This is a genomic window from Pseudomonas sp. GW821-FHT02B10 (assembly GCF_059421865.1).
The window spans coordinates 1-15,951 of record NZ_JBWKVU010000011.1; the positions used below are offsets into that span (position 1 = coordinate 1).

Annotated in this window: 4 protein-coding genes; 3 read left to right on the forward strand and 1 reads right to left on the reverse strand. The window is 60.2% G+C overall.

Features of this window, described 5'->3' with window-relative positions; genetic code table 11:
- The 3 genes from AC07VU_RS21770 to AC07VU_RS21780 all read left to right on the forward strand — a co-directional run.
- Nucleotides 1–1,263, forward strand: a 1,263-nt coding sequence (locus AC07VU_RS21770; RefSeq protein ID WP_495030464.1) for a ShlB/FhaC/HecB family hemolysin secretion/activation protein, incomplete at its 5' end; no start/stop codon positions are given.
- A gap of 25 nt (nt 1,264–1,288) precedes the next feature.
- Entirely contained in the window at nt 1,289–14,440 is a 13,152-nt protein-coding gene (locus tag AC07VU_RS21775) for a two-partner secretion domain-containing protein (protein WP_495030465.1), read from the forward strand.
- 2 nt (nt 14,441–14,442) lie between these two features.
- Entirely contained in the window at nt 14,443–15,024 is a 582-nt protein-coding gene (locus tag AC07VU_RS21780; RefSeq protein ID WP_495030466.1) for a tetratricopeptide repeat protein, read from the forward strand.
- Between the two features lie 291 nt (nt 15,025–15,315).
- Here the strand turns inward: AC07VU_RS21780 and AC07VU_RS21785 are convergent, their stop codons facing one another.
- A complete protein-coding gene (locus AC07VU_RS21785; protein WP_495030467.1) occupies nt 15,316–15,906 on the reverse strand; it encodes a DUF4291 domain-containing protein in 591 nt (196 codons plus the stop codon).
- Nucleotides 15,907–15,951: the final 45 nt, after the last annotated feature.

Sequence of the window (15,951 nt, forward strand, 5' to 3'; positions counted from 1 at the left end):
GAGGGCCGGCTCGAAGGCTTGAAGGGCGCGGCCGACAGCCAGCTGTCCGAGCGCGAGCTGGCCATGGCCTTTCCCGGCCAGGTCGGTGAGCGGGTCAACCTGCGGGAAATCGAACAACTGGTGGACCAGCTCAACCGCCTGCCGTCGAACCAGGCGCAGATGGAACTGGCCCCCGGCAAGGAGGTTGGTGGCAGCGAGGTGCTGGTCAAGAACACCCCGCAGAAGCCTTGGCGCGCCGGCCTGTCGCGCAGCAACGACGGCCAGCGCAGCACCGGCGAGCAGCAGTGGGGCACCACCTTCGACTGGGACAGCCCGTTGGGGCTGGCCGACCAGCTGATGTTGCGCGGTGGCCACGATGCCATGAGCGACCACCAGCACAGCTCCAACAACGCCATGCTCTATTACAACCTGCCCTGGGGCTGGTGGAACTTCAGTTACACCTACAGCCAGAGTGAGTACCGCTCCCAGGCCCAGGCCAATGGTTTCAGCTTCAAGCAGACCGGCGACAGCCAGAACCACCAGCTGCGCGCCGAGCGGGTGATCCTGCGTGACGCGGTGAGCAAGACCTCGCTGAATGCCGGCCTGGCCTACCTGCGCACCAACAACTTCATCGAAGACAGCAAGCTGGCCTTGAGCAGCAATCGCCTCAGCGAAGCCCAGTTCGGCATCAACCATGGCCGGCGCATCGGCGGTGCCTTCGTCAACCTCGACCTGGGCATGCAGCACGGCATTGGCGCCTTCGACGCCCAGGACAATGGCCACCCGGGACCCGGCGAGCCGAATGCGCGCTACCGCAAATACACCGCCACCCTCAGTTACCTGCAGCCGTTCAAGCTGTGGGGCGAGTCGTTCAGCTTCAGCAGCCTGATGACCGGCCAGCGCAGCGAAGACGTGCTGTTCAGCCCGCAGCGCACCAGCCTGGGCGGGCAGTCGTCGATTCGCGGGTACAAGGACCAGTCGCTGTCCGGCGACAGCGGCGGTTACTGGCGCAACGACCTGCGCTGGAGCCGTCCGGTGACCTGGGCCTGGCTACAGCCACTGTTCACTGAGTACGGCAGCAGCCTGGGCTACGACCAGGGCGTCATCCGTGGCGACCGCTACAACGGCGAGCAGCACGGGCGCCTGTCGAGCAACTCCCTGGAGCTGTTCGCCCGCGGCCGGCACCTGGCGACCAGCGTGACCTTCGCCCATTCCCTTGAACGCCCGGATGTCCTGAGCGAGCGCGAAGCGCCGATCTACTTCCGCCTGGACTTCTTCCTCTGATTCGCGTTTTTTCGAGACCTTCGACATGGATGTTCGCCAATTCGCTTTCCTGGCCCGCCAGCCTTCTGCTGCCCTGAAAACCCGCGAGCACTTCTGCGGCCTGCCCAAGCGTGGCCTGGCGTTCATCCTGGCCAACGCCATGTTCTGGCAACCGCTGTGGGCCCAGGCGGAAGGCATCGTGGTCAGCGCGCCGGGCACCAGCCTGGGCCAGGCGGGCAATGGCGTACCCATCGTCAATATCGCCACGCCCAATGGCAGCGGCCTGTCGCATAACCAGTTCCACGACTACAACGTCGGCCAGCAGGGGCTGATCCTCAGCAACGCCACCGACCGCACGCAGAGCACCCAACTGGGCGGGATCATCGTCGGCAACCCGAACCTCAAGGGCGTCGCGGCGCAAACCATCCTCAACGAAGTCAACGGCGGCAGCCCGAGCCAGCTGCGCGGCTACACCGAAGTGGCGGGGCAGTCGGCCCATGTGATCGTCGCCAACCCCTATGGCATCAGCTGCAACGGCTGCGGCTTCATCAACACCCCGAAAGCAACCCTGACCACCGGCAAACCGGTGATCGAAAACGGCCAGCTCACGCGCTATCAGGTCGATCAGGGGCAGGTGACCATCGACGGCGCGACGCTCAACGCCAGCAACGTCGACCGCTTCGAGATCATCACCCGCAGCGCCAGGATCAACGCCGAGATCCAGGCGAAAAACCTGACCATCGTCACCGGCCGCAACGACGTCGACGCCCGGACCCTGAACGCCACGGCGCGCGCCGACGACGGCAGCACCAAGCCGGAACTGGCGATCGACTCTTCGGCCCTGGGCGGGATGTATGCCGGGGCGATCAGGCTGGTGGGCACCGAAGCCGGGGTCGGGGTAAAACTCGACGGCAAACTGATCGCCAGCGGCGGCGATATCCAGCTCGATGCTAATGGCCAACTGCGCATGGTCGACGCCTCGGCGGCCAATGGCGCGGTCAAGGTCAAGGCGGCGAGTCTGGATGCCCAAGGATCGGTCCATGCCGGTAGCGCACTCACTGTGCAAACCCAGGGCGACCTGAATAACCGGCAAAACCTGACCGCCCGCGACAGCATCAGCCTCAGCGCCGGTGGGCAACTGAGCAACAACGGCATCATCGAAGCCGGGGTCAATGCCGATAACAGCCGCAATGCTGGCGGTGATCTCACCGTCAATGCGCAGACCCTCAATAACAATGGCAACAGCCTGGTCGCCAGTCGCAATCTGACGGTGACCACGGCACAAGCCCTGAACAATCAGGGCGGTACCCTGAGCGCGAAACAAAACGCGAACGTCCGCGCGGGCACCCTGGATAACCAGAACAAGGGGCGGGTGCTGAGTGGCGGTAGTCTCGAACTCACGGCCGGTCAGGTGCTCAACGGCCGGGGCCTGATCAGCGGCGACGGCAACCTCAGCGCCACATTGGGCCATCTGAATAACCACGATGGCGAAGTCTCCAGCGCCGGTATCACCACCCTGACGGCCAACAGCCTGGACAACAGCGGCGGTCAGGTCACCGGTGACGTGGCGTTGAACATCGGCTTGATCGGCGCCCTGAACAACCAGGGCGGTGTCCTGGGTTCCGCCAAGCGTGTGAGCATCAGCGCCGCCAGCCTGGATAACAGCCATGCAGGCAGCCTGGCCAGCGATGGCAGCCTGACCACGCGGATCGTGGGCCTGTTCGATAACCAGAGCGCAGGAGACCTGGGTGCCAAGGGGGTGGTGGACCTGCAGGCTGGTAGTCTCGACAACCGTGGCGGCAGCCTGACCGGCAAGGATCGCCTGACCCTGAACACGGCTTCGCTGGACAACCGTGGGGGTAAGGTACGTGCTGACAAGCACCTGCAGCTCGATGTGCGCCAGCTCGACAATCGCGACAAAGGCGTGATCACCAGCCAGGCTGGGATCGGCCTGACCGGTACCCGCCTGGACAACCGCGGCGGCTTGCTCAGCGCCGTCGGCCCAGTGACGCTCAAGGCTCAGAACGTGCAAAACGCCCTGGGGCGGATCGCCAGCCAAGGCGATGTACATGCGACCGTCGACACCTTCCAACAACAGGGCGGCACCCTGGTGGCGCAAGGCAACCTGACGCTGATCGGCAGTGTTCTCGACAACCGTGACAACAGCCTGGTTGCGGCGACAAAAGCGCTGAAACTCGAGGTTCAGGGCATCGACAACCGCGCCGGAAAACTGTCCAGCGGAATCACCACTGAAGTTGACGGCCAGCAGCTCGACAACAGTGACGGCGGCAGAGTCCTGGCCGGTAGCGATCTGGAGCTGAAGGTTGGCCGTCTTATCAATCAGAGCAAGGGGTTGATCCAGGGCAAGGGCACCACGACGCTGAACAGCCAGAGCCTGGATAACACCGATGGCGAGATCGACAGCCACAACGGACTGGAGATCACCCTGGCCGGTGGGCTCGACAACACCCGCGGGCTGGTCCGCAGCGACCGCCCCCTGACCCTGGGCACCAGCAAACTGACGAACACCGCCGGCCGTATTGAGAGCGTGGAAGACCTGTCGATCACCAGCCGTGGCGAACTGCTCAATCAGGGTGGCTCCATCAAGTCCGAGAAGGGCCTGACTGTCGCCAGCGGCCCTCTCGATAACAGCCAGAAGGGCCTGCTGTCCGGCAAGCACGCCACGCAAATCACCGCGACGACCTTCAACAACAGCCAGGGTGGAAGCCTGCGCAGTGAAAGCAGCCTTGGCCTGATCGCCACCCAGGTCAATAACGCCGGTGGCAGCATCAGCAGCGCCCAGGACCTCACGGCCAGCGTGACCGGGCTCGATCAGCAACACGGGGAGCTGTTCAGCGAAGCCGCCCTGAGCCTGGACCTGAACAACGGACAGCTCAATAACCTGGGCGGCTACATCCATGCGCCGGGAGCCCTGCTGCTGAAGAACCTGAAGGGCGTCGACAACCGAAAGGGTGAGATTTCCAGCGCCCGGGCATTCAGCCTGGAAGCGCAAAGCCTGGACAACAACGGCGCCAAGCTGATCAGTGACCAGGGGCTGACCCTGCGCATCGCCGAGGCCCTGAGTAACGTGAAAGGCCTGGTCAGCGCCAGTTCCCTCGACAGCCACAGCGCCAGCCTGGACAACACTGATGGCGTGCTCGGCACGACCGGCGACCTGGACCTGAAGGTCGATACGGTTTTCGCTAACCAGCGCGGCACCGTTGTTGCCGACGGCGCGTTGCTGCTCACCGCCGCCAGCCTGGACAACCGCGCCGCCGATATCTCCGGCAAACAGGATGTGACCGCCCGGATCGGCACCCTGGACAACCAGGGCGGCAAGTTGATCGCCACTGGCGTGCTGGACCTGGCGGGGGCGAGCCTGGATAACCGTCAAGGCGGTCTGGTGGGGGCTACAAAAGCGCTGAAACTCAAGGTCGATACGCTCGATAACCGAAGCGGCGAGCTTTCTACCCTGGCCGGCCTGAGCCTGACAGGCAAGCAGCTGGATAACAGCGACCAGGGTCTGGTCGAGGCCCATGACACGCTGACGCTCAAGGTCGATGAGGTGATCAACCAGACCGCTGGCTTGATCAATGCGCTGGCCGACCTGACGATCACGGGCGGGCGTATCGATAACCGCAGTGGGAAAATCAAAAGCCAGCAAGGCCTGGACCTCACACTCAAGGGCGACCTGCAAAACAACCAAGGGTTGATCGATAGCCAAAGCACCCTTGATGTGGCCGCGGCAACCCTGGACAACAGCGACGGTCGTCTCATGAGCGCTGCTGCGCTGGACCTCGGCGCTCGTGGCGCCTTGAGCAACGTGGGCGGCAAGCTGGTGAGCGAGGGCGGCGTGCAGTTGCGCAGCGCCAGCCTGGACAACAGCCACAAAGGCGTGATCAGCGGCAAGGGCGCGGTACAGGTCACCACCGGCGACTTCGATAACAGCCAGGCCGGCAGCCTCGACAGTGGCGACACCCTGGACCTGACGGCGGCAAAACTGACCAACGCGGCCGGGCGCATCGGCAGTGACAAGGCACTCACCGCGAAGGTCAGCAGCCTTGAACAGCAGGGCGGCAGTCTGTTCAGCAATACCAGCCTGAGCCTGGACCTGAACCATGGCTGGCTGAACAATCGGGACGGTTTCATTCACGCGCCGGGTGCGCTGCTGCTGAAAAACCTCAGTGACCTCGACAACCGCAACGGCGAAATCTCCAGCGACGTGACCTACGAACTCAACGCCAAGAGCCTGAACAACGACGAAGGCAAGTTGCTCGGCAACCAGGCATTGACCTTGCGGGTCGAACAGGCGCTCAGCTCCATCAAGGGCAAGATCGGTGCCGCGGCGCTGGAAGTACAGGCCGCCAGCCTGGATAACAGTGCCGGCGAATTGACCAGCCGTTCGGGGTTGAAACTGACGGTACAGGGGCCACTGACCAACCAGGACCAGGGGCTGATCGACGCTATTAACGGCTTGAGCATCGCCAGCGGTGACTTGAACAACCGCCACGGTTCCGTGCTGGCAGGTGACTGGCTGAACCTGTCGGCCAAGGCGCTGAACAACACGGACAGCGGGCTGATCAACAGTAAAGGCGCGCTGGAGCTGACCGCGCACCAGTTGGACTCAAGCGATGCCGGCGAGGTGTCGGCCAAGGCCGACATGAACCTCAAGGTCACGGGGCTGACGCAGCGTGGCGGTCGCCTGTTGGGCGACGGCGCGGTGACCCTGGACCTGGCCAATGGCGATCTCGACAACAGCCTCGGCCGACTGAATGCCAAAGGCTTGTTGAGCATCAAGCAACTGCAGGACCTGAAGAACCAGCAGGGGACTCTGTCCAGTCGCCAAGGCTTCACGCTGACGGGCCGCACCCTGGATAACACCCAAGGCAAGTTGATCAGTGAGGCGGCGCTGGGGGTCGTGTCCGGCCAGTTGCTGAATGAAAAGGGCCTGGTGTCGGGGATCAAGGGCCTGACCGTCGAGGCGGGGAGCCTGGACAACCGCAACCACGGGACGCTCTCCAGCAAGGAGGGCAACCTGGCCGTTGACGTCAGCGGCGCCCTGCTGAACAGCGGCGCCGGCGCCCTGGCCAGCAATGGCACGCTCAAGCTGAGCGCTGCGAGCCTGGACAACAGCGGCGAAGGGGTGGTTTCCAGTGTCGGCGGCCAGACGCTCACGGTCGCCGGGCTGCTGAATAACGCGGGCGGCGGTCTGCTCGACAGCGGTGCCACCCTTGATCTCAAGGCGGCAACCTTGAATAACCAGGCCGGCAACCTCAGTGCGTTGCAATCGGTCGATCTGCGCGCCGGCAGCCTGGACAACAGTAGCGGCAGCCTGGCGACCAAAGGTGCCCTGACTCTGGACGTGGCGGCCAGCCTGGACAACGTCCTGGGTACCCTCAGCAGTGACGAGGCCTTGCTGCTCAAGCGCGCGGCCCACGTCGATAACCGCGGCGGCAAACTGATCGGCCAGGATCTGTTGACCTTCAACGCCGACAGCCTGGACAACCGAGACCACGGCACCGTGGCGGCCAACCGGCAAGCCACCCTGACTGTCGCGGGAGCTGTCCAGAATGCCCAGGGCGGTTTGATTTACAGCCGTGATGCGGGCCTTGAGCTGAAGGCTGCCAGTCTCGACAACAGCAAGGCCGCGGTGCAAAGCCAGAACGGCCTGACGCTGAATATCAGCGGCGATTTCAACAACCAGGGCGGCAAGGTCATCGGTCAGGACGGCGCGGTCAGCATTACCGCGGTCAACCTCGACAACCGTGGCGGGGTGCTGTCGAGCCTCAAGGGCGCGCTTGAAACCCATATCAGTGGCGTGCTGCTCAACGGTTATGACCTGAATGACCAGCGCCAGCGTGGCGTGATCGAAGCCCAGCGCTTGAATCTGCGTGCCTTGGCCGGGCTGAACAACAACGGGGGGCGCATTGCCGCGCGCCAGGGCGATGTCATCGTCAACGCCGCCGGCTTCGACAACCGCAATGGCGGGCTTTATGCCAGCGGCCAGCTTGGCGTCACCGCGACTACGTTCGACAACGGCGGCGACAAGGGCGGGCAGGTTGCCGGTCAAGGCATCGATCTCGGCTTGAGCGGTGCATTGAACAACCGCCTGGGGGTTATCGAGAGCGACACCTCGCTGCTCATCCGCGCGGCCAGTATCGACAACGCTCAGGGTCAGCTACGGGCCGCCGGGAGCGGCGGTAAGAGCCTGTTCCAGATCGGCGGTTTGCTGGACAACCGTAACGGCCGCATCGAAGTGGCCAGTACCGACCTGGGCCTCGGCGCGACGAGCTTGCAGAATGCCGGCGGCACCCTGCTGCACTCCGGCAAGGGGCAATTCGATATCTCGATGGCCAACGTCAGCGGGGCGGGCGGCACCCTGGTCACCCAAGGGGGGCTGACCCTCAATGCCGACTCGTGGAGCAACACCAGCGTGATCCAGGCTGGACGCCTGAAGGTCAACGTCAACAACTTCTACCAGAGTGCCGGCGGCCAGCTGCTGGCCTCCGACAGCTTTGAGGGCGGTGGCGGCAACTGGAACAACGATGGCCTGATCGCCAGTGACGGCAGCCTGAGCCTGCAACTGTCCGGCGCCTACGGTGGCAATGGGCGACTGACCAGCCTGGGCGACATGAACTTCGGCGCCGCCCAGCTCGACCTGCCAGGCGCCGCGACTATCGCCGGGGGCGGCAACACGCGGATCAATGTCGGCGGAGTGCTCACCAATCGCGGACGCTTGAGCTCCGCCCAGGGGCTGACGGTCAATGCCGGGACTATCAATAACTATGGTTCGCTCGGCAGCGCCGGGGCGCTGACCCTCAATGCCGGGACGCTGCTCAATGCCGGTGTCAGCGATGCCGAGCACAGCTCGATCTTCAGCGGCGGCGACATGCAGTTGCTGGGCAACACCTTCAGCAATCGCTATGCCGACGTTTTCAGCATGGGCAGCCTGCTGGTGGCCGCCAATGCCGGGCAGGCCCAGTCGAGCCTGCTGGAAAACCGCTCCGGCACCATCGAAAGCCTGGGTGACATGACCATTCGCGCCATGACGGTGAAGAACGTCATGGACATCCTCACCTACTCGGAACACGAGAAGTACTACGCCGCAATCACTGAGTTGCCGTGCGGCCCCTTTGGGGTATGCCATGTCAAGAAGCATGGCAATCGGCGTAATGCGGTCTGGCAGCTCACCGAGCGTGATCGCCTGCAGGTGACCGCCAGTACGGCGGCCTCCAGTATCTCCAGCGGCGGGCAGCTGGACATCGGTGCCCAGGAGCTGAGCAACGAAAGCAGTTTTATCGCCTCCTCCGGCAACCTGGCGATCAACGCCGTCAGCATCAAGAACCAGGGGGTGGTGCCCCAGGACATTGAAACCACCACCATCAAATACAACCATGTGGATGAGTACCAAGGTGCGGTCGCTGCGGTGGCTGCCTTCAATGCCCGAAATGGCACCAAGCCGTCTGCTACTTTCGAAGCCGACCTGGCGCGGTTCAATGCCCTGATGACCGGTACTCGAAAACTGGCGGGTGGTGGTACCAAGGCTCTGGCAAGTAGCGACGGCAAGCGCTTCGACGCCATCATCCAGTCCGGCGCCAGCGTCCAGCTCAACGCTTCGGAGAAGATCGACAACGGCGTGGTGCGTGGTTACTACGCCTATGTCGGCGGCGGCAAGAAGACCGGCGACACTTCGACGGGCAGTCAGTATTCGACGCCGATCTATATCAACTCGCAATTGCCGCCGGATCTGGCCAAGCAGCAGGTCAACCCCTTGGCCCTGCCAGGCTTCACGTTGCCGGTCGGGCAACACGGCCTGTTCCGCCTGAGCAGCGAAGGAGCCGGCGACACCGCGGCGACCCAGCGCAACCCGGCGCCGATGGACTGGAGCATGGGCAGCATCAGCCTGAGATTCGCCGAGCGCGAGCAGAACCTGGCCCAGAGTCAGGCGCGGGCGCTCCAGGTCGATTCGCTGGCCCCGGTGGCCGCGACTGAGCGCAAGCTGGCGCAGGTTGGCGCGGTGCAGCCTGGTGTCGATGCCAGTCTGCCGACAATTAGCGTCACGACCCCGACGGACAGTGGAACGGCTACTCAAGGGCCGGTATACAGCCGTACCCCGGCGCAACAGGTGCAAGGCAGCATTGTGCGGGTCCAGGGCATCCCGATGCTCGACAATCCCCCTCAAGCGCACAAATACCTGGTTGAAACCAACCCGGCGCTGACCAACCTGAAACAGTTCATGAGCTCGGACTACCTGCTGTCGAACCTGGGTTACAACCCCGACAACAGCTGGAAACGCCTGGGCGACGGTTTCTACGAACAACGGCTGATCCAGCAGGCGGTGGTCGCCCGCACCGGCCAACGTTTCATCGATGGCCAGGACTCCGACGAGAAACTGTTCAAGTACCTGATGGATAACGCGCTGCAGAGCAAGCAGCAGCTCAACCTGGCGATCGGCACCTCGCTGACCTCCGAGCAGGTCGCGGCCTTGACCCACGACATCGTCTGGCTCGAATCGCACCCGGTAAATGGCGAGAACGTGCTGGTGCCGGTGCTGTACATGGCCCACGCCAACAACCGCCTGGCCGCCAACGGTGCGCTGATTGCCGGGCAGGACCTGAGCCTGATCGCCGGCAAGGATCTGCTCAACGCCGGCACCCTGCGCGCGACCAACAACCTCTCGGCCAAGGCGGGCAACGACCTGGTCAACAGCGGGCTGATCGAAGCCGGCAATCGCCTGGACCTGCTGGCGGGCAACAACCTGGTGAACAAGGCGGGCGGCATCATCGCCGGCCGCGATGTGAGCCTGACCGCCCTCAACGGCGACCTGGTCAACGAACGCACGGTCACCAGCCACCAGAACAGCGGCGGCGATCTGCAACAACGGCGTGACTTCCTCGACAGCGCCGCGCGTATCGAAGCCGCCAATGACCTGACGCTCAAGGCCGGTCGCGATTTCAATAACGCCGCTGGCGTGCTGCAAGCGGCGCGTGACACCACCATCAACGCCGGCCGGGACGCCAACCTCTCCGCTGTCGAACAGCAGGACAACGAGACCCGGACCAACTCCCTGCACACCAGCACCAGCCAGCACGGCTCGGTGCTCACCAGCGGCCGCGACCTGACGATCAACAGCGGCCGCGACCTGTCGGCCATCGCCAGCCAGATCGACGCCAAACGCAACCTCGCCCTGGCCGCCACCGGCAACCTGACCCTGGCCTCGGCAGCGGACGAACAACACTCGTACTCCAGCTCGAAGAAGTACAAGGGCCAGTCGGACAAGGTCAGCCAGGTTGCCACGGCGGTGACCGCAGGTGGCAGTGTGGCCCTCAGTGCCGGCAAGGATCTGGAACTGATTGCCAGTCGGGTGAGTGCCGGAGACGAGGCGTATCTGGTGGCCGGTGGCAACCTGGCGCTGGAGTCCGCGGAGGACAGCAACTACAGCTTCTACAGCAAGACCAAGAAGAGTTCGTCGGGCAAGAAGAGTCGGCTTGATGAGGTGGCTAGCACCACCAACATCGCCAGTTCTGTCACCTCGGGTAATAACAGCGTGTTGATCGCAGGCAACGACTTGTTGGTCAAAGGCAGCGAAGTCGCGGCAGACAAAGGCGCTGCCCGGCTGACGGCGGGTAATGACGTGCAAATCCTGGCCGTCAGCGACTCCAACAGTGCGCGCCACGAGAGCAGTAAAAGCAAAAGCAGCTGGGGCGGCCTGAAGGCCAGCAAGGTCCAGGACAAACTGGCGGAAACCCAGACCAAGGCGGTCGGCAGCATCATTTCCGGCAACACCGTGGACGTGGTTGCCAAGCACGATGCCATCGTCACCGGTTCCGCGCTGGTCAGCACCAAAGACCTGAGCGTTCAGGCCGGCAATGACCTGACCATCGATGCGGCTGAAAACACCTTCACCCGTAGCGAGCTGCACAAGCAGAAAAACCGCGACCTGATGGGCGTACTCACCGCCAACAATCTGGGCGTGGACGACATCACCGGTAACCAGCACCTGTCGATCAGCAGCAGTAATCACACGGGCAAGGCGGCGCAAACCACCTTGACCGGCAGTACGGTGGGTTCGAGCGAAGGCAACGTGAGGCTGGAGGCCGGACGTGGGTTGAAGGTGGTGGCCAGTGATTTGGTTAGTACCAAGAACATGTACCTGACCGGTGCTGACGTGACGATTGCCGCTGGCACTGAAACGGCCACACAAAGCAGTACCGACAGCTCGAAGAGTCTTGCAGTGGGCCGGGTAGTCGGTGGCATGGTGGTCGATACGTACAAGAGCATTCGCAATGATGTACGTGCGGCCAGGGATGCAGATGATAGTCGTTTGAAAGCGGTCAAGGGGGCGCAGGCACTGCTCTCTGCGTACAACGCGGCAGACAGCTTCAGCGCTGATGCGGCGAATCAGTCCGAAGGCAAGCCGGCTAACAGCAGTGGTTCGCTTATCAAGATTGGGACCGAGTTGGGTTCGACCCGGAGTAAAAGTACCAGCGAGTACAGGAGTGAAACGGCCAAGCAATCGAGCTTGACCAGCGGTGCGGGTCTGGTCATTTCGGCGGTAGGGGACGCGCCGGGTACCCGGGGCGATATTCATGTCGTGGGTAGTAGCCTCAAGGCAAAAGATACGCTGTTGATGGCGAAAAACGACATCACTCTGGAAAGCGCGCAGGACCGTGCGCAATGGGATAACCAGAACCGCAACAGCAAGACCAGTATCGGCGCCAGTTTCAATATTGGTGATCAGAACGGCTTCACTCTGGATCTTGGTGCACAGATGGCCAAAGGCATGGGTAAGGGGCACTCGGTTACCCAGGTCAACAGCACCGTGGGTACCGGCTTGCTCATGCTGAAAAGTGGTCAGGACACCACCTTGGCCGGCGCCCAGGTACGGGCCGATACCATCAAGGCGGATGTGGGAGGCAATCTCAATATCGTCTCCCGGCAGGACGAAGCTGATCAGAAAAACCGACAGACGAGTGGAGGTTTCGGAGCCAGTATCTGTGTGCCGCCGTTCTGCTACGGGTCCATGGTGACCGCCAGCGGCAATATTGCTGGCAGCAAGATGAACAGCGATTACCAGGCGGTGACTGACCAGACCGGACTCTATGCAGGTAAAGGGGGATACGACATTTATGTCGGGGCCAACACCCAACTGCAAGGCGGAGTGATTGCCAGTGAAGCCAGTGCCGACAAGAACCATCTCGATACAGGTCGCTTGATCGTCAGCGACATCAAGAACACCAGTGAGATCAAAAGCCAATCGGCCAGTCTGAGTGCTTCTTACACCAGTACCAAGTGGGACAAGCCGGGCGGACCGCAGACGCCGGACAGTGAAAGAAAATGGGCGCATTCCGACATGGGCGGCACGCTGCCGCTGGCGCTCAAGGAGTCCGATCACAGCAGCACCCGCAGTGCTGTCAGCGAGGGGACGATCACGATCCGTGATCCAGCGGGCTCGCAGGATCTGGTAGGGCTGAATCGCGACACCAGTAATGCGAATCAGCATCTTGACCGGCCGGACGAGAAGAAGATGCAGGAGCGCATGGACCTGATCCAGAGTTCCGCGCAGCTAGCGAGTACCTCTATCAACTTGGTGGCTAAAGCCAAGGCTGATTCTGCCAAAGAGTTACTAAGCAAAGCCAAAACCCCTGAGCAGGTGACGGAGGCCAACGCGGCCCTGGCGGATGCTGCTAGTTGGAGCGTTGGCGGTGATAAACGCATCATGGCCGACATCGCCTCGGGCTTGATCGCGGCGGGCCTTGGAGGCGTTGGTGGCACGACTGCAGTTGGCATCGTTGCCAATACCACGGCCAATGACACCTTCAAAAAGATTGGTGATTACGCTGATGCACAGAAGCGCAATGCTGCCGATAGCGCCACGCGAGCTGCCTGGGCTGAGGGTGGTGCTGCCCGTGTACTGCTGCATGTCCTGGCTGGCGCGGCGATGGGATTGTCTAGTGGTAATGCTGGAAGCGGCGCATTGGGGGCGGGGGCGTCAGCCACATTGATGCCAACCATCGCTGATGCGTTGGGTAAAAGTGGGATCGTTGGGGCCGATCAGGATGCCCTGACTACGTTGATTGCAACAGGTTTGGGCGCAGGAGCAGGCTCGAGTAACGGAGCAATAGGTGCAATTGCTGGAGGGAAAAATGCGGCTGGGGTGGATGTTTATAACCGGCAGTTGCACGCCCAAGAGATCAATAGGATCAAAGGTCTGGCTGTCGAATTTGCAAAAGAGCAGGGTATTTCCGTTCAGGAGGCGGAGGCTCGGCTTCTAGCCCAGGCTCAGCAGAATGTCGACAAGAGCTTTGCAACTGATCATTCGATGGTCGATGTCCGGGCTGCTGACTTTTTGAAAGGTCAGGCCGGGGTCTTCGTCGATGAGAGCGGACGCCTGATGCTGATGTTCGCTCCTGGAAGCAAAGAGGCATACGAAAACCCAGGTATGTATGGAAATACCTGGAGCCAGTTTACGGCTGAACAACAGGCGATGCTGAGCGCTGCCTCCAGCAAAAGCCAAGCCCAGAAAGAAAGCGAAATTTGGGATAGCGCGAAAAGCACAGCGCTTGGTGGCTTGGGCAAAGGTGTCGCTAACTATCCTTCCGACGTAGTGAACGGCTTATCGGATTTCGTAAAGCAGTTCTTCCATCTTGATGGGGTTGGAGAGCAGTTGGTTGGCGTGCCCTTTGACTTCAAAAATGAAGTCGAGAGGGATATTGCGAAAGGCACGCAGCAACTGATAGATAATGCTATACAGACAGTGGGTGCTGTGTGGGCTTCTGTTCGATCAGGTGGATCGAAAGAGGTTGTGGAAAATGTCACAGATACGATTTCTGTATTCCGTAAGATGTCTGTTGTTGAGGCCGATGCGACATTGAGTGCTGGTAAACTGCAGCCTCCAGCCCCGGGCGCGAATTCCAGCAAGTACCTTTCTGAGTCAATAGAAAAGGTTGAAAAGTTTCAAAATAATGGGGTCTCGGGAACGAAGGAAACGACCTTGGAGTTTGTTCTTGACAGGTCTGGCTATGAGTTGTTGATGCGATCTGCTGTGAATCAAGCTGGATCGAAAGGAATCGATGCTATAAAAATCAATTTTGAGGGTATTGATCCGCTTTCTAATCTCCGGAATATTGGTGTTCCACCTAGTCAATTGGAGTTGTTTAACTCTATTCTTAAAAGTGTTAGACCGGTTGGTAAGTAGTTATGAGTGATTTTAGTAGTGGTGAAGTAAAAGAGGTTTTGGTGCGGTATCTCTCTGCAGGTAGGCTCGAAGAGGGGGAGGAGTTTTTCAGAAGAAATTCTGAAGGGCTTTCTGAATTGCTTTTTCTTGAGTGTTCTGGGGATATAAGTTTTTATCGTCGTGACTTCGTAGAGGCAATCAGGTTTTATGAGTCTGTGATGTCACTGTCACCTGGCTATGTGGTGCCTCGGTATTTTTATATGGCAGGTGTTCAGCGAGAAAGAGAAGGGAATTTAGTTGATGCGTTCAAATATTATCAGGCCGCAATCGATGCAGACCCTTCCTTTGTAGACTCCTATGTGGAACTGGGTGCTTTGTTGGTGAAGGTTGGTGACTTTGAAGGTGCTTTAAGGTGTTACGAAGATGCGCTGCGTTTGGATAGTCGAGAGCTTGCAAATTATGCAAACTTGAAGTCAGTATTGAAAAGGCTGAATCAAGAGCATCCTGGCTGTTATCAAGAAAAGCTTCAGGCGGCTGAAGCTGCCTATGATGAAGCTGTTCGTAGTGGGGGAGAGGAAACTTTGCCTAAAAATAATCATTGGTAAGCCTAAGTTGTCTTGGGGCTTGATGATGTGTTTTTGCGTTTTTATCGCGGCTGGGACAGACTGGCTAAAGCTATGGAAGTCAGCAGGATTTGATTTTAGTGAGAAGTTCGGCTGGTTCTGTTTGGGTATGGTTGGTTTGAAATTGATCTGAGTTACTTAGGCTCTTTAAAGTATGAGTTTTTGATAAGGTTGAGTAAGCTGTCTCGGGTTCTATAAGAGCAGCTTCAGTTGACTAAGGCTGCTTATTTGGATTTTTTGTGGTTAGAGTAAAGATTAGTTGTCCGGGAAAAGTCATGAGGAGCGTAATGGCTGATATTCTTTTTCCTGTGGGATCTGACTATAAGCTTTGTCCAAATCACCCTCCTGAACTAGTTCATATATCGAATGTGCCAATGAGGTGATATCAGTAATTCGTTTTATCCACTGGTTGACGTACAGCTCAACAGCCTTTTTGCTGAGGCCGATTTGAATCGCTCGGTGTTCCTGTGGTCGCAAGTAAAGATCCCTTTCTGGGTCCCACTGAATTCGTACCGGTGATTCGCTTTTTAGCTTCTGCCATTCTTCCTTGCTGATCGACTCGTCAGCATGGCTTAAGCATCCATTCGCCAAGGCCCATTCAAAGCCTTCTCTACTGATGTCGATGGCCAGGATGCGCTTCTGACCCGCGTCCTTAAAACCCCAGCCTGCACGATACATCATCCATAGAAAAGATGGCTTGATCCATGTCATACGCTCCATCTTGAACGGTGGAGAAACGAATGTCCCATGGGCTAATGCGGAGTTGGCAATGGTGTCTGAATAGGCCTGGTAGACGCGAATGGTAGTTGCGTCGTAAACCGCTCTTATTTGGCAGAGGGGTATTTCTGAACCTGTTGTATGCATGGTTTCTCCTTATGAAATCAAGCGAGCGACTGTCAAATCGCCAGC